Raw genomic sequence first — 15,866 nt, forward strand, 5'->3', positions numbered from 1 at the left:
TCCTTTTCCGACCTACCCGATCTAAGGTAGATCGATTCTGGTACACCTCCGGCTTACACAGTTGGCGTGACACGCTCCGGCGGGCGGCTCTGCGAACGCTGCACCCTCACCGACCAGCTCACCGCCGTCCTCGACGACGGGACCGGGAACGTCACCCCGCCGCTGGAGCCGCTGTTCAACGCGCTGCGCGCGACGCCTACGCCGAAAAGCGGCCTGGCCTGGCTGGGCAACCTCCGGGTCCGCGAGCTGCTCGCCGACCTGGCCACTGGGCGCATCGACCTGACGCACGAGGCCCTGCACCCGCTGCCGAACTGGCGGACCGTCGCCTACCTACGCGACCTGCTGATGGCATGCGGCGCGCTGCCCGCCGTCGACAAGCAGTTGCTGCACCACGAGACCTGGCTCCACCGCCAGCTCGCCGAGCTCGACGGCCAGCCCCACGCCCGGCTGCTGCGCCAGTTCGCGACCTGGTCACAGCTTCCCCGGCTCCGCCACCAGGCGTCGACGCGCCCGCTGACCACGCACAGCCGCAAGACGGCGGCCGAGCAGTTCACCCAGGCCCGGCTGTTCCTGGCCTGGCTCGACGAGCACGGCCAGACTCCGGACACCCTCGCCCAGGCCGACATCGACGACTGGCACGCCACCCACCTCGACCACGCGAAACGCTCCCTGCGCGCGTTCTTGACCTGGGCGATCAGCAGCGGCCAGCTACCCCGCCGCGACCTGCCCCGCCTCCAGATCGCCCGCGCCGAGCCGCTCACCCAACGCGCCCGCCTCGATCTGGTCAAAGCCGTCCTGACCAGCGACACCGGATCGTCGGCGACTCGCGCGGCGGCCTGTCTGATCCTGCTCTACGCCCAGCCCACCAGCCGGATCGTGCGCCTCACCGTCGACGACATCACCCGCGACGGCGACAAGGTGCTGCTACGGCTCGGCGACCCGCCCGTCCCGGTGCCCGAACCGTTCGCCGCGCTCCTCCTGGCCGCGGCGGACCAGCGGGACAACATGACGACCGCCACGAACCCGGACAGCCGATGGCTGTTCCCCGGCCGCCGCGCAGGCCAGCCGCTGCACCCCGGCAGCCTGCTCGACCACATCCGCGCGCTCGGGGTCCCGAACCAGGCCGCCCGCACCGCGGCGCTGCGCCAGCTCGTGCTGCAGGCCCCGGCGCCGGTCGTCGCCCAGGCCCTCGGCTACCACCCGGTTGTCCGTTGACAGTGAAGGTGATCCGATGCCAGGTCTGTGACCAGGTCGGACCAGATTCGATGGCAGGGCGCGGCCTGGATTGACGATCGTGTTTCGGTCGCTGTGCCTGTTTGTGTCAGTGAAGCTGGTCCGGCTCACATGCTCAGCGTGACCATGGACGTCGGACCTGATCACGGGTTGGAGATGTCGGTGTCGGTGCCCGGCGCGGCGCGGTCGACGTGTGTGAGCATGGCCAGGAGTGGTTCGTGACCGCCGACCAGCGCTTGGTCCCACTTGCCGACCAGCTCGTCGAACAGTTGGGTGTAGGAACGGATGGCCGCGGTGATGCCGGTCGCCGTGTAGGGAACTGGAACGAGTGCGGCTCGCTGGGCCCAGGAGTCCCACGTCGTCCCGCCGCGGCGATGGTGGTTGGTGCCGGCGTCGCGGTCGCGCAGCAGCATCGCGGCGACGAGGACGTGCCTGGCCAGTTGGAGCGCAAGGTGTGTCCCGATGAGCAGGTCTCCGCGGGCTGCCTTGACCGCGGCCAGGACCGCGTCAAACCGATAGCTGTTGATCAATGTCTTCATGGGGTCGTCCGTCGGCGGCGCCGGGGTGGTGGTCTGGCCTTGCGGCTGGTCATCGGTGCGCGTCGTGACGGTGATGTCCAGCCGTCGTAGGTCGCGAAAGACCAGTCGCGTCACGAGCCGCGTCGAGGTTCCGCCCTGGTTGATGGCGAACAGCGGTGGCATCTCGCCGAGAAGGCGGTCGACGACTCCGTGAGCGACGCGTTGCGGGTCGTCGGTCACCACCACGAGGTCCAGATCAGACCAGCAATCCAGATCTGGGACGGGGCCGGCCGCCGAACCATGAACGTTAACGTCTCGCACTCGTGGATCCCGACGGGCAAGATCATCCAGTGCGGGCAGAAGTTCCGCCTGCCAGCCAGCAGGCGGAAGGGGAACCTCGTGCATGGTTTGCGTCCTCCTCACAGGCAACCGGTCGCGACGAGCCTGACCATGCCGCAACACCGATCAGACGGGCTCCGCTTGTCCGGTGCTGATCACGTCTGGTGGCCCGAGGGCCTGCGGTGACGATCGTATTTCGGTCGCTGTGCTTGTCTATGTCAGGGAAGGTGCTCTGGTTCGATGTGCTCGTCACGGCTGCGGACGTAAGCCCGGATCGTGGAGTAGGAGAGGCCGGCGTCGGGGTGCTGCTGGCGGAGCCGGTTGGTGATCTGTGCGATGGTGCGTGGCGGGTCGGGGTTGTCCGCGCGCAGCATCGCGTCGATCTCCGGTTTGAACGGGTCCAGGCGTGAGCCGCGGGGCGGGAGTTTCTTGCGCGGCGTCGGTGTCGGGGAGTCGAGTGCCTGGCGGATGGTGCGTCGGTGGACGCCGTGGCGTCTGGCGAGGAAACGCAGCGACAGCCGGAGGTCCTGGGCGTCGTGGCGGATGGCGGCGAACAGTTTGGGCTTGTGGGCCTGACGCCGGGCTGGCGGGGTGAGTGCCCGCTGCAGATCGGGCAGCGTCCTGCCCGCGAGGGCTGCGAGCCAGTCCATCCGGATGGTCATCTCGTGGTCGGGCCTGCCGTCGAGCAGCCGCCGCAGATGGCCGGGACGGAGGTGGTTGGCCTCGGCGAGCCGGTGGATGTAAGCGGTAGGGCTCTCGCCGGCGAGCGGCCGGGGTCGGATCGGCAGCGGCCGGGGCAGGCGCTCCGGGTCGCTCATGGCCTGGTGGCGGCTTTCCGGCGCTGGGCTGTGGGGCTCGCTGTCTGGGCGGCGTGGTCGAGGTCGATCCCGTCCAGGGTCTGCCGGGTGATCTTTTCAGTGCCGTCTAGGATGGCCTCGATCGCGGCACCGCGGATCAGGTGGGACAGGCTGCCGATCATCCCGCCGGTGCGCTGGTGGAGGTGGCGGTCGAGCGTGATGAGCGTCCCGGTGGGGTGGCGGTGCAGGCGCAGCGCCTGCTCGAGGCTGGCGACGAGGCTTTTCCACTCGTCGGCGTAGGGGAACGGGGCTGTTTCGATCAGGTCGTAGCGGCCGGCGATCTGCCGGCCGCGGGTGCCGGTGAACAGGCCGTTGCGTTCGACGTCGATGCCGGCGAGGACGAAGGTCGCGGGGATGCGTTCGGAGAAGTACTTCAGCGTGTCGGAGACCTCGGCGCCGTTGCGGGTGGCCAGGGTCAGGTTGTGGATCTCGTCGACGCAGACGAGGCTGACGCGGGTGTCGACGGCGACGCCGCAGACGGCCTCGATGACATCGGTGATGTTCGCGCGGGTGGTTAGGGGCAGGCCGAGGAAGCGGGCGAACTCAACCGCGAGCATGCGCGGGGTCGCGGCGGGCGGGACGGTGACGTAGATGACCGGGATGCGGTCGTCGACGCCGGGGTGGCGGCGCTGGTCGATGGCCTCGTGGGTCTTGCCGAACTGGGTGATCGCGGTGGTCTTGCCAGTGCCGGCGGGGCCGGACAGGATCAGGCCGCGCCGTGCGGAGACGGCGTGGCGGTTGAGCAGGGTGAGGCGGCGGCCGGCGTGCACCACCTGGCGCAACGTCGAGGTGCCGACGACGGCCAGGCGAGTGTGGTAGTCGAGACGGTGCTCGTCGTAGTGGGCTCTGTCGTTCTCGGTCAGCGCTGCCCACCGGGGTTCGGGCAGCAGGTCGGGCGCAGCCGTGGCCGTGGCCGTGAACGCGCGCCATCCGGGCAGAGTGGTCAGCTGCCGGTGGTCCTCGTCGCCGGGGAAAGCTGCCCCCTGCCAGGGCCCTCCCGTCGTGGTGGAGGTGGTCACCAGCGCTGGTTCGCTTCGGCGAACGGGTCGAAGTCCGGCAGCGGGATGACCTGCGCCGTTCCGGTCGTCTCGTCGGCGTTCACGGCCGTCTCAGCCGGGCTGGCGCGATGGTCGTCGGTGGCGGGCGTTGGCGCGTGTGGCCTCGCGGCGCGAGTGCGGGCGGCGACGGCGCGGTCCCGCGAGGTGGCCGGGCCGCGGTGGGCGCGTTCGAGCAGGCTGGTCACCGCGTCGGCGATCTCCCGCTCGGTGCCGGCCGCCAGGCCGGCGCGGGCATGGTTCCAGGCCAACTCGCCGAACGGGGTAGGGGCTCGGTGCAGCTGGGTCCAGAACGCGGTGATCCAACCGCCGTCGGGGTCGCGGACCCAGATTCGGGAGACGTCGTAGGGGTCGTGGTGGATCTCCCAGAGGTCTTTCTTCGCTTTGACGCCGGACGGCTGGCGGCGCAGTGGGCCCAAGGCTTCGGCGTCGTAGGTGCGGTGGTTGAGCCTGATGCCGTAGGCGTTGACCGCGTGCCAGCGGGCCGGCAGCAGCTCGACATAGTCGTCCCCGGTCAGCGTGACCGGGACGTGCCCGGCCGCCTCGACCAAGGCCGTGTATTTCTCGTTGGGGGTGAACATCCGCCCCGGCGACAGCGGGTCACGTAGGCCGTCGTGCGGCCGGTTCTGCCAGGCCGCGACGATCCACTCATCGAGCAGGTCCTGCAGTTCGGGCAGCGACCACAACGGCCCGTCCGCCAGGTGTCGGCCGCGCCGGTCCGCGGTCGAGCCGGCGTAGCCGGCGACGAACTGGGCGAACAGCGAGGCCACCGATCCCAACGTCCGCTCGATGTGGCCCTTGTCCGTCGGGGTCGCCTCGTGCGCCGGCTGCAAGCTGACCCCGAGGAACCGGCAGGACGCGCGGAACGCCCGCGACATGAACACCTTCCCGTGGTCGCAGACGACAGTGTCCGGGACGATCACCGGCCTGGCCGCCGCGTGCGCGAGCCGCTCGTCGAGCGCGAGCAGCCTTTGGTGCGGCAGCACCGACCGCGACATCGCCAGCGCCTCCGCCCACCCCGGCCGCATCGGCTCCGGCGTCACCGTGCGCGCCAGCAACACCGAGGCGTCGATCGCCTTCGTCGCCGGCCGCAGCACCGCGGCACCGCGGCACTCACCGTGCGGGTCGCGACGTCCACCATCCCCGTCAGCTCGACGCGGCCGGTGACTCCGTCGGCGAGGCGGACCAGCACATCGAACGGGGTCGAGTCGATCTGCATCAGCTCACCCGGCGCCGCGGCTGTCACGCCCGAGAACGGACCGTCGGGACGGGCGGCCAGCGACCGGCGCGCCCGCGCCGAACCGGTGACGTGACGGCCATGCGCGAGCCGGCCGAACAGCCGGTAAAGGGTCCGCCGCGACGGCAGCACCACCGGTGGGTCGGACCCGGCGAGCAGCTGTCCGGTGCGCCAGAGCACGAACCCCGCCGTGCGCGACGACGCCTCCGTAGCCTCGCCGATCGCCGTGGCCATCGCCGCGACAACCCGCTCGTCCACCCGGCCGAAGGCCGCGGTCCGCCGGTCGGCCCGGTGATCGACCAGGCCGACGACGCCTTGAGCCTGGTAGCGCTGCCGGCGTCGTTTGACCGTCGCCGCGCTCACCCGGTGGCCCGCCGCAGCGAGCTCGGCGGCCTTCGCCTGCTCCCGGCAAGTCAGCGACCAGCGGCCAGGGTCGAACTCCGGCCGCGGCGCGGCGCCGGGCGGGCTGTCCGGGGGACGGCCGTCCAGCACCTCGACGACGTGCCGTTCCCACCACAGCGCCCGCTCGACCGTCTCCGCGGGCAGGCCGTCCAGCATCCCGTGCGGCGGCACCCGCCCAGACCTGGTCACCGAGACCACCCCGCCGGGCCAACTACCGTGGACGGCCCGAGCAACTCACCGGCCAGGTCCGCGGCCAGCCTCCGGCGCCAGAGCAAGTGGTAAAGCACCGGCAGCACCGCGATCCGGTCGCCGACCTCGACGGCGCCGACGAACAGCGGCCTCGGTTCCGCGAACACCTCCACCAGCCGGCCCGCCACCGCCCCGCGACCCGCGCAGCGGGGATGCCGGTAGCGCGCCAGCCAGCGCACGTTCGCGACCAGCACGGCGCCAGGGACTCCGACCCGGCGGAACAGCCAGCCGACCTCGGCGCAGGCCGAGGCCGTCGCCGCGAACGCCTCGGCATCCGACGGCTCGATCCGGTCGTCCGCCCGCACGTCGATGACCACACCCATGCCGTCAGCGAGCCGGACGAAGAAGTCGGGGGCGTGCCGCCGCTGGCGAACGCCGTCGTGCCAGCGCAGCCAGAACGGCTGCGCGGCCAAGCCCACGACGTCCGGATCGAAGTCGAGCAGCATCAGGTGATCCCGTTCCAACCACGACTCAAACCCCACATGATCACCGAGAGTGGCCGACCACCACCAGCCCGGAAAACTCCGCGCTCCTCGCGGCCAGCCGAACGACCGCACCGGCCCGGCCCTCTCGAACGGCACGTTCCAGCAGGTCGCCAGCGTCTCCTTGCGCCGCCGCCCAGCCGCCTCCACGAACTCCAGCGTGAACCCGCCGCCCGCAGGCTCAACCGTCGCGACCGCCACCGACACCCGCCGAACCGTAGATCAACAGGCACCGCACCGGGTCACCTTCGATGACACGAACCACGACCGGACCACATTCGATGGCACGCGAAGCAGGTTCGTTGTCAAAGAACACCGGTCACCACTCAGCGGCACCGCGCCGAGGCCGGCGGCACCTGGACCCACTACGCACCCGGCGACCACAGCAGGCCGGCGCCGCCGGTCGTCACGTGACAGACCGCTTCCGGGGCCGGCTCCGCGTCGTTACCTAGTCCGAGGCTGCGAGCCTCGCGAGTGACCGGCCCGCTCGTTGCGCGCGACCGCGCGCTGGACCCGAGGCACCACTCCGGTCCTCGCCGTCGCACTGTCCGGCCGCCGCCTGGCGGCCGACATCATCCGAGCCATCGCATCGACGGTCATCTGGGTCGACTTCGACTTCGCCATACGAAGATCGTCGCCGGTCTCCGTCGAGAGTTCAAGGCCCGCGAGCTGCCGACCTCGTCGTCCACCGAAAGTAACGATCATGACTCTCGATCTTGTGAACACAGGTCAGTTGAACACGCGACTCTGCCAGCATCGAGGGCCGTTCCGGCCCCGGCGGCACGGTCCCGCTCGGCTGCTGGCCACATCGCATCTCGACCGCCCCTGCCCCAGACAGGACACCCCGAACACCTGGCGTGGTTAGCCGTCCCCATGCCCTACCGTACCCGGCATCGGTAACGCTCTGTCACTACTCTCGCGTCTTCGATCAAGCGTTAATCACCGGCCTGACACGCCCCCGAACCTTTCCAAGCCATGGGCCTTGCCGAGACCAGACCGGGCTACCGCGGGCACCGAGAACGCCACGAGGCGGCGAAGAACTCGGCGGCGGCGGACCGTTGATCGACACAGTCGTGCGGAATGAGCCCATAATGAGTCCACGAACGATCTTGAGACCCGCAAAGTCGATCTTTATGTCGACAAAACCGCAGGTCAGATGGCATATCTCTGGAGCCGGCGAGGGGACTTGAACCCCTAACCGCCCGATTACAAGTCGAACGCGACGCCAGTCGCGCGAGCCAACCGACGCCCCCACGGCCGCCAATCCGACACCTCGGACCGTTCTGATCGTCCTAGTGGTCCGGCTCCCCAACCGGGAGCCGGACCACCCATTCATGATCATTGTGGCCGCGGTGTGGCCGCGAACAGCGCGGTGACGCCTGTCATTTCGCGACACATCCCGGCATTACACAGCGTAAAACATGCTGGTAGAACACCCTATTTGGCAGCGCTTGACACGTTGCGGCAGCCCGGCCGGCCGGCTTTTAACCGGCGGGTTCAGGGTTCGAGTCCCTGACGGCCCACCAGTCGACCCTTGGGTGGGTGTCACACGCCGCCTGAGCTGGGAGTTTAGCGGTTTTCATGTCAGAATCGCCGATCTTCGTAGCAATGCCGTCACCTTTGCAGGGCTCTGACTGTCGGGAGGACGTCGGTGCTGTTCGTCGGGGACGACTGACCCGCACCGGGCGGCGGCGGGACCGCCGCGAGGCGGTATGGCGTCCGCACCGGCCGCGGGCCTGCTCACCCCCGAGCATGCTCGCGAGCTGGCGGCCCCGCCCGAGGCCGGTGCGCGCCGATCCTGGGTTCGGTATCAGGTCCCAGGACCGTGTACCGCTACCTGCGGGTCACAGCCTCATCGTCTCCACGGCTGAGCCGACCAGGAGTGTCTGGCCGGCTGCGCGCTCCGCGGTGACCCTGACCGGCCTCTTCGCTCCGGGTACGCCGCGGTCACGACGCCTCGGGAGGCGGTGAGTCACGGCGTCGGCGGGGGAGGCGGCGGAGTCTCCACCCCTGCCGAAGGCGGTGGCGTCGCGACAGCGGCAGAAGGCGCTGGAGTCACCACACCGGCAGAAGGCGGAGGAACCACGTCGCTGGCAGTAGGCTGTGGGGTCACGACGGCAGAAGGCGGCGGCGACACCACACTGCCAGAAGGCGGAGGAACCACGTCGCTGGCAGTAGGCTGTGGGGTCACGACGGCAGAAGGCGGCGGCGACACCACACCGCCAGAAGACGGCGTAACGGTAGGCGTCGGGACATTACCACCGCCGTTGTTCTCCTTCTGCGCCTTCAGTTTCTCCAGCTCCGCCCTCTGCCGCTCAAGTTCCGCCCTGAGTGCTGGATCAGAAGTGGAGTTGATCTGGGTATTTATCTGTTGAATATTGTTATTGATTGTCTGGATATTCTGAGTATTAACGACATTCCTGGATCCGCCCACCGTGGTACCGCCGATAGTATTGCCGGCTCCGCCGACGGTGGTACCGCCAGCGGTATTCCCGGTGCCGCCGACAGTGGTACCGCCGACGCTCTTCCCCGGGCCTGACAGGCAGGTCCTGGCAGCAGGCGCCCACGCCGATGAGCCGTCCGCGTTGACGGAGCGGACCTGGAAGCAGCTCGGGCCCGCGCCAAGGCCAGCCCAACCAAACCTGGTGGCGTTCGCGCCGACGTGGCGTACCTCCGAACCATTGGTGATGTCGAAGCCGGTCTCGTCGGCCGAGTTGTCCGTCCAGGAGACCCTGGCGCTTCCACTGCCTCCGCTGGCGACGGTCACCCCGGAGGGAGCAGCCGGGGGGCCCGCAGCGGAGACCGGTGCACCGAGGAACGCGACCGCGATCGGAACCGCCGTTGCCGAAGTTATCCACAAGAGTTTACGCCTGACCGCCATAACAACTCCCCCAAACTTGATACTGAACGACGACATGTAAATCGGTGGCGGGAACACGTCTTCCCCGGCGATCGCCGCCAGATTCGACGTATCCGCGGCGCCATGGGCAGGACTGTTCCGCAGAAGGAATCTCCGCCCCACCACCGACCAGGGGATTCCCCATGTCAACATCCGGAACTCCGAGGCGGCAGAGGTAGAACCACCAGGTTTCAGTCGACCCCCTGGGCTACCCTGGGTCGCACCCACGATTCAGGCCGGGGTCCGCCGCGTGGCGGCACGGGTGTTCGCGGAGCCGTGTCATGGGTCCCGGCTCGTCGGGGTCGGGAAACGGCGCGATCGCGCGGGTATCCGTCCAGATCTGTCCGATCCCGGCGCCCCGCTGGTGCATGTACTGCCAGCGGTGATCGGCTACCTGTTTCGCGTACACGTCGACCGAGCGCAACGACGCCCGCACCCCGCCTGCGACCACTCGCACAGCGCCTTTCGGTCGTAGTTGCTCGCGCCCGGGATCCGGTCCAGGTCCGTGCCGGTTGACGTGCGGCCCTTGGGCCCCACGTCAAGTACCCGGACGGCTGGGCCGTGCCCGCCGGCACCGGGCGTCGCCGGGACCGGTTAGGAGAGGGGTCTCCGCGGTACAGAAACCTCCCATGCACCCAGCCTCAGCGTGGCGACATCGTGACAGGACTACCGAGGCCGATATGCGACCAGCGCTGGCCTCGTCCGCGACTGGCCGGAGTCGAACGGCCTCTATGCCGAGTCGGGTGGCTTGGCGGGGCAGCCGATCTGTTCCCAGTGTGCGATCAGTGTCGCCAACGTGAAGACGGCGCTTTCGTGTTGCTCCGCGGTCATTGGCACGATCTCGACTCCATCGTGGGTCGGGCGGAGAGCGGGTTGTCGTGGGATCTTCGCGGGCCGGCTGATCGGAGTGTCGCGGGCCGAACATGCCTCGGCCGCTACGCGGACATCCTCGACGCCCTCGCTCTTCTCGATCATCTGACAGCCCCTGCCCGTGAACAGTCCCGGCTGGCTCCCCGATGCGGCGGGAAGCCGTGTCTCGGTCAAGGTCGCACTTCGGCTGCGTATCTTGGGTGACGGTGTGATCTGTCGAGGTCGCGCCGGTCGCATGGCGCCTGATCTCGAGCTTTGAATGCCAGCCGAGGCCAAGACTGAGCCAGCCTCGTCCCGGGTCGTTACGCGGCCGGTAGGCAGGCGATGTGTGACGGCCGGAGCAGCCGAAGTCCACTTCCGCCGCTGGGATCCTCGGCCTGGTCTGGGGCCAGATCACTTTGGATCTGTGACGGCGCACCGTGACTGATCGTTGCGGCGGAATACACCGCCTGATTTCAGGTGGTCACCGCGTCGCAGCTGCCATCAAGGCTGCGTCGAGGAGCGCCGTGTCGCTCGGTCGTGGAGGGTGGTGTGGGTGTCGTTGCGGAGTCGCGCGACCAGCTCGCGGGCTGTCCCGGCTCCGACATGGAGACGTTTACGGAGCGTCTCAGCGGAAATAGGTCGTTGGTGCACCTGCCAGTGCAGGACGTCCTCGGCTCGCGCCCGGTGAAGCAGATCCTGGTCGCGGGCGCCCGGGTGCACTCCAGACCCGTCGGCTCCGCGGAGAGAACGGGCAGGTCGATCCTGCTCGGCCGAGCAGGACGCGGTAGGGAACGTGGGCGAACCGGACCGCGGAGCGTTCACGTCCGTGGTCCGCATCGCCCGGAGGAGATCGGGGGCGACCTCGCCCCAGCCAATCAGCAGCAGCGGGCCGACCGCGTCGAACGCGGCACGCCCGTAATGACCGGCGATCAACGGTTCGGCAATGTTCAGGGATAGGGTGACGAGGCTGGCGAACAGGAGTAGGCGTCGTACCGCGCGAAGGACCTCCACGGGCCCGCCGTTCACAGAGAGTCGCTGGCTGCCGATCAGCAGGCCGATGACCGACAGGTCAACCGCGGGCGCGATCAGCGGCGCAATCCACATCGGAACACCCAGACGTAGCCCCAGGGCGAGCACGTTGCCGAACCCGAAGCAGAACGTCAACGCGACCACCACACCCACGATCACGGTCACGAGCCGGGCCGAAGCATCCGCCGCCACCCGAAATTCGGGACACATGTTCGATTCGCTAGATGATGTAAAAGTCGGCGCGCTCACCGGGCATCGTCCCTGGTCAGGACGCGGGTAGCAACCGGTCGGACAGTGATTTCAGGGCCAGCAACCAAGATCAAACGGTTCGGATGCTGGTACACATGGTCTACACTCCCTGACCTGCATGTTTGCGGCGTCTCAGCCGCTCCGGAGATCGCTTTTTGGGCGATGTGATGCCAAGGTGATGCCGTTGCGACCGCAACTAATCTTGGCGTCTCTCCTGTGACTACAAGGAGTGACATGAGTCGGTCGGGGTGGCGCGGGTAGCGCAGCGTCCGACCGCTGGGCGCGGGACTTGTGAAACGTGCTTCACGTCGCTCTGTGGGCGCGACGGTCGGGTGCCAAGAGATTGACCCGGCTGGCGGGCGAAGCCGCTGCCCGGACAGCGCTGTGTGCTGAATCCGCCGATGTCCCGGCTCGCGGGAAAGGCCGCCTACAGGTCGAGGTCGAAACCGTCGAGGTCGGGTCCGTCCGTGGACGGACTGGCCGGGGGCGTGCTGGGTGGCGGCGGTGCGGGGGGATATCGGCGGGGGACGGTGTCGGTGGCGGCCTGGGCGGCGGCGCGGTCGGCTTCGGCGAAGATCGAGGTGTAGACGTCGCCGGTGAAGTGGACGGAGGCGTGTCCGAGGAGCTCGGAGACGACTTTGAGATCCCGGCTACCCAGGTAGGTCAGACTGGCCGCGGTGTGCCGCAGGTCGTGGAGCCGAATCGGTGGCAGCGGGCCGAAGCTGAGCGCCGTCTCGATCGCCTCAGGCGGCATGCGGTGCCGCTGCGCGAGGTATTCGACGCTCCAGCGATGCTCGGCGTGTTCCTTGCGGATGGCTGCGAATCGAGTGATCAGTCGTTCGAAGCGTTGGGAGACGCCGTCGGCGTTGAGGGCGGTGCCGTCGGGGTGGGTGAACACCCGGCCGCTGTCGGTCCACGCCGCGCCGAGGTCCTCTTGTTCGTTGGCTTGGACAGTCTGCCAGGACTGCAGGACCTGTCTGGCGGTGGGGTCCAGGCCGATGGTGCGGGCGCCGCTTTCGCTTTTGGGGTCGTCGTAGAGGTCGGCGTCGTCGTCGGTGTCGAGGTCGGAGCCGGGGAGGTTGTCGAGGATGTAGATGCTGTCGTTGTCGAAGTCGACTTCGGTCCAGCCGAGCGCGACGGTTTCACCGCGGCGTAGCGCGCGGAAGGCCATGAGATGCCACAGCGGGTAGAGCCGGTCGGCGAGGGTGGCGCGGGAGCGGGTGTGGGTGTCTTCGAGCAGGGTGCGTGCCGCGCGGTGCTCGCCCAGCCCGATCAGGCTGACCCCGAGCCAGCTGGCGGTGGCCAGGGTGTCGGGGTGGTCGGGGCCGAGGGTCCGGCGTTGTTGATCGAGTAGGTTTTCAAGGCCCTGCCGGTCGTGCGGGACGGTGTCGGTGGGGAATGCTGGTTTGTGAGTGGGTGTCGTGTGCCGGCGCACGGGGAAGCCGGGTGGGGTGGTGGGTTTGGCGCGTCCGGTGAGTGCGTGGCGGACGTGGTCGAGCAGGTGCCGGCTGGCATTGTCGGCGTCGTGGTGGAACCACGATGGAGACGACGGCACCGAGCAGCCCTGGTCGTGGGCAGTCCTCGACCCGGATGGGTAGGAGTTTGCGTTCGAAGCCGTGCGGGTCGGCGGCATGGGCGGCCTGCCACTCTGCCTGCCCGTAGACCGAGGTGAGGTAGGCGTCGGAGAGCACGGCGATAGTGCGTCGGGCGTGTTGGACGCCTTGTTGCATGCGGATCTGCCAGTTGGAGCCGGCGACGAAGTCCCAGGCTTGGACGAGGACGCGGTAGTCGGCGTCTTCGAGCTGCCAGGAAATCCACTCCGCCCACTCGCGATCAACCGCGGTGTACGAGACGAAAAAATCCCAGCCCGCAGCGGAACCGGTCATGTCGTGTGCACTGCCCCCGCCTGCCACCCGATCAGTGTGCCACCGGCACACACCGCGGCAGATCCACCCAAGGCGACTATCCGGCGACCCTGCCGGGTCGGATCCACACCGCTGCCGATCATTCCGCCGGGTCGAACCTCTGACGACCAGGTCAGCCAGGGTGCACTTTGGTTGACGCGACGAGGCGTGAGGGCCAGGTGGCCTCGGTTGACCGGGCTCGGTCCTGTCTGCTCCCCCCTTTTAACGCGTGCACGTGGGAGGAGTCGACCAGCGCCCGGTGCAGGTCAAGCCGGCCGGCGGCGTGGCATTCGCCCAGCAGCGTCTCGTGCAGACGCTGCCACACCCCGGGGCGGCCCGCCAGTCCCGCAGCCGCCGCCAGCACATCACCCCCGACACCCCGAACAGCCCGGTCGGAAGGTTTCACCAGGGCACGTCGTTCACCAGCACCCACAGGATCCCGTTCAACGCCGCACGATCATCCACCGGACGACGCACCGGATGATCGAACCGCCGCGGCTTACGCGGAACCAGCGGCTCCATCCTCGCCCACAGCTCGTCACTGACCGTCTCCTGATCGTCCATGGCGACGACAGCTACCCGACCATCCACCCACTACACACCGATTCACCCACCTTTGTGAAACCAGCTCTTAACTGCCCAGCTTCCAGATGCAGCCGATCATAGTCAGCGCCGCCGGGAGTAGCAGCGCAATGTAGCCCCGTCGCCGGACCAGGTCGAATGCCAACGCACCGACGACCGTTCCCAGTAGGCCGACGACGATCCCGGCGGTGATCTGTACGTGCGCGGCGAGCAGAGCGACCACCGCCAACGCCATTGCGGCGGCCTGAAGCAACCGTGAACCGTCGCTCGGGGGCGTTGGCGCTGGAGTGGAGTCCACGCACGTGGTGTACGGATCGTGATCGTCTTGCGACTCGCCGGAGTGGCGGTCCGTGACGCAAAGCGACCACCGCGTGATCCTCACGAGAAACCTGCGAAGCGACTCGATGAGGAGAAACGCGATGGCCGTGCGTCCGACTGTGACCGACGCCGAGGGGTTCGGCAAGGAACTGATGGCAGCGAGTCCGGACCTGCTGGGCTCGATGGTGAAAGCGTTCGCCGAGGCGTTGATGGGCGCCGAGGTCGACGGGATCTGCAACGCGGAATATGGGGAGATTTCCCCCGAGCGGGTGAACCGGCGGAACGGGTATCGGGCGCGGGAGTGGGACACGCGGGCCGGGACGATCGAGCTGGCGGTGCCGAAGCTGCGGCAGGGTTCCTATTTCCCGGAATGGCTGCTGACCCGTCGTCGGCGTGCCGAGCAGGCGCTGATCTCGGTGGTCGCCACCTCGTATCTGCTCGGGGTGTCGACCCGGCGGGTCGACAAGCTCGTCGAACAGCTCGGGGTCGCGCATATCTCGAAGTCGCAGGTGTCGGTACTCGCGAAGCAGCTCGACGCCCAGGTCGAGGCGTTCCGGTCCCGGCCGTTGGACGCCGGCCCGTACCGGTTCGTCCAGGCGGACGCGTTGACGATGAAGGTCCGTGAGGACGGCCGGGTGATCAACGTGCACTGTCTGCTCGCCGTCGGTGTCAACGGCGACGGGCACCGGGAGATCCTCGGTCTCGACGTCGTGAGCAGCGAGGACGGCGCCGGCTGGCTGGCGTTCTTCCGGGGTCTGGTCGCCCGCGGCCTGTCCGGGGTGCGGCTGGTGACCTCGGATGCCCACCGGGGGCTGGTGAACGCGATCGGGTCGACGCTGCCGGGAGCGTCGTGGCAGAGATGCCGGACCCACTACCTCCGCGACTTGCTGATCATGACACCGAAGTCGTCGCAGCCGTGGGTCGCCACACTGGTGCGAACCGTCTTCGACCAAGCGGACGCCACCGAGGTCAGCGCGCAGTTCGACCGGGTCGTCGAAGCGCTCACCGAGAAACTCCCCAAGGCGGCGGATCATCTCTCTGACGCGAAAGCCGACCTGCTGGCGTTCACCGGCTACCCGCGGCAGATCTGGAAGCAGATCTGGTCATCCAACCCGCAGGAAAGACTGAACAAGGAAATCCGCCGCCGCACCGACGTCGTCGGCATCTTCCCCGACCGCGACGCCATCATACGTCTCGTCGGCGCCGTGCTCGCCGAACAACACGACGAGTGGATCGAAACCCACCGCTACTTCGGTCTGGAAATCCTCGCGAAAGTCGACGCTACGAACAGGACATCCGACACACCCGAGATCCGCGTGACACCCGAAGCGCTCACCGCATAACCTTCAACCAGGATCACGCGGCATCACTCTCCGTACACCACGCCGCTGGACGTGACCTACCGTGACGCGGGAAGCCGGCCGGGGGTCAGGCACCCTCACCCCGATCCCAGGGGCGAGGGTGCGCGGAGCAACCTCAGCGTCAGGCGGCCGCGTCGCCGAGGAGCTTCTGCATGCGGGAGAGGCCTTCGACCAGATCGTCGTCACCGAGGGCATAGGACATCCGCAGCCTGGTGGGTGGGGCCTGATGTGCCCTTTTAAATCCGGACAGTCTCTATTAGGTTGATCTACGCGGCGGGCTGCTTTTTCAGGTATTCGTCG

At 68.4% G+C, this 15,866-nt stretch carries 12 protein-coding genes and 2 pseudogenes; 2 read left to right on the top strand and 12 right to left on the bottom strand.

Going from position 1 to position 15,866, the window contains the following annotated elements:
- The first annotated feature begins 66 nt into the window (after positions 1 to 66).
- Entirely contained in the window at positions 67 to 1,215 is a 1,149-nt protein-coding gene (locus tag MXD95_RS08400; protein ID WP_250639981.1) for a site-specific integrase, read from the top strand.
- Between the two features lie 161 nt (positions 1,216 to 1,376).
- Here MXD95_RS08400 and MXD95_RS08405 read toward each other — a convergent pair whose 3' ends face one another.
- The 12 genes and pseudogenes from MXD95_RS08405 to MXD95_RS08455 all read right to left on the bottom strand — a co-directional run bounded on the left by MXD95_RS08405 (position 1,377) and on the right by MXD95_RS08455 (position 14,140).
- Positions 1,377 to 1,997, bottom strand: coding sequence for a hypothetical protein (locus MXD95_RS08405; protein ID WP_518455421.1), 621 nt, complete (start codon positions 1,995 to 1,997; stop codon positions 1,377 to 1,379).
- Positions 1,998 to 2,308: 311 nt separating this feature from the next.
- Entirely contained in the window at positions 2,309 to 2,908 is a 600-nt protein-coding gene (locus MXD95_RS08410; protein WP_250639983.1) for a TniQ family protein, read from the bottom strand.
- Positions 2,905 to 3,966 carry a TniB family NTP-binding protein gene (locus MXD95_RS08415; protein WP_250639984.1) on the bottom strand — a complete coding sequence of 354 codons (1,062 nt, stop codon included), beginning with the start codon at positions 3,964 to 3,966 and terminating at the stop codon, positions 2,905 to 2,907. Before MXD95_RS08415 ends, MXD95_RS08410 begins: the two co-directional genes overlap by 4 nt.
- Positions 3,963 to 5,099 (bottom strand): TnsB C-terminal domain-containing protein, encoded by a 1,137-nt coding sequence (locus tag MXD95_RS08420; RefSeq protein ID WP_250639985.1) that lies wholly within the window; start codon positions 5,097 to 5,099, stop codon positions 3,963 to 3,965. The genes MXD95_RS08415 and MXD95_RS08420 overlap by 4 nt, the downstream gene beginning before the upstream one ends.
- Positions 5,042 to 5,830: a hypothetical protein gene (locus tag MXD95_RS08425; protein ID WP_250639986.1), complete on the bottom strand. Its 789-nt coding sequence runs from the start codon at positions 5,828 to 5,830 to the stop codon at positions 5,042 to 5,044. Before MXD95_RS08425 ends, MXD95_RS08420 begins: the two co-directional genes overlap by 58 nt.
- On the bottom strand, positions 5,827 to 6,579 hold the full coding sequence (locus tag MXD95_RS08430; protein WP_250639987.1) for a TnsA-like heteromeric transposase endonuclease subunit: 753 nt from the start codon (positions 6,577 to 6,579) through the stop codon (positions 5,827 to 5,829). The genes MXD95_RS08425 and MXD95_RS08430 overlap by 4 nt, the downstream gene beginning before the upstream one ends.
- A 3,421-nt stretch (positions 6,580 to 10,000) precedes the next feature.
- Positions 10,001 to 10,246: a hypothetical protein gene (locus MXD95_RS08435; RefSeq protein ID WP_250639988.1), complete on the bottom strand. Its 246-nt coding sequence runs from the start codon at positions 10,244 to 10,246 to the stop codon at positions 10,001 to 10,003.
- Positions 10,247 to 10,624: 378 nt separating this feature from the next.
- The gene (locus MXD95_RS08440; protein WP_374121990.1) at positions 10,625 to 11,401 is read right to left on the bottom strand and encodes a hypothetical protein; all 777 of its coding nucleotides are present in this window, start codon (positions 11,399 to 11,401) and stop codon (positions 10,625 to 10,627) included.
- Between the two features lie 427 nt (positions 11,402 to 11,828).
- A complete protein-coding gene (locus tag MXD95_RS08445; RefSeq protein WP_374121991.1) occupies positions 11,829 to 12,956 on the bottom strand; it encodes a site-specific integrase in 1,128 nt (375 codons plus the stop codon).
- A gap of 46 nt (positions 12,957 to 13,002) precedes the next feature.
- Positions 13,003 to 13,287 (bottom strand): annotated as a pseudogene (locus tag MXD95_RS29215) (toll/interleukin-1 receptor domain-containing protein); the annotation flags it as partial.
- A gap of 200 nt (positions 13,288 to 13,487) precedes the next feature.
- A pseudogene (locus MXD95_RS08450) lies at positions 13,488 to 13,869 on the bottom strand (transposase); the annotation flags it as partial.
- Positions 13,870 to 13,936: 67 nt separating this feature from the next.
- Positions 13,937 to 14,140, bottom strand: coding sequence for a hypothetical protein (locus MXD95_RS08455; protein ID WP_250639990.1), 204 nt, complete (start codon positions 14,138 to 14,140; stop codon positions 13,937 to 13,939).
- A gap of 166 nt (positions 14,141 to 14,306) precedes the next feature.
- Between MXD95_RS08455 and MXD95_RS08460 the strand changes: the two genes are divergently transcribed.
- Positions 14,307 to 15,548, top strand: a complete 1,242-nt coding sequence (locus tag MXD95_RS08460; RefSeq protein WP_250639991.1) for an IS256 family transposase — start codon at positions 14,307 to 14,309, stop codon at positions 15,546 to 15,548.
- Positions 15,549 to 15,866: the final 318 nt, after the last annotated feature.

This window comes from Frankia sp. AiPa1, from assembly GCF_023243075.1.
Classification (GTDB): domain Bacteria; phylum Actinomycetota; class Actinomycetes; order Frankiales; family Frankiaceae; genus Frankia.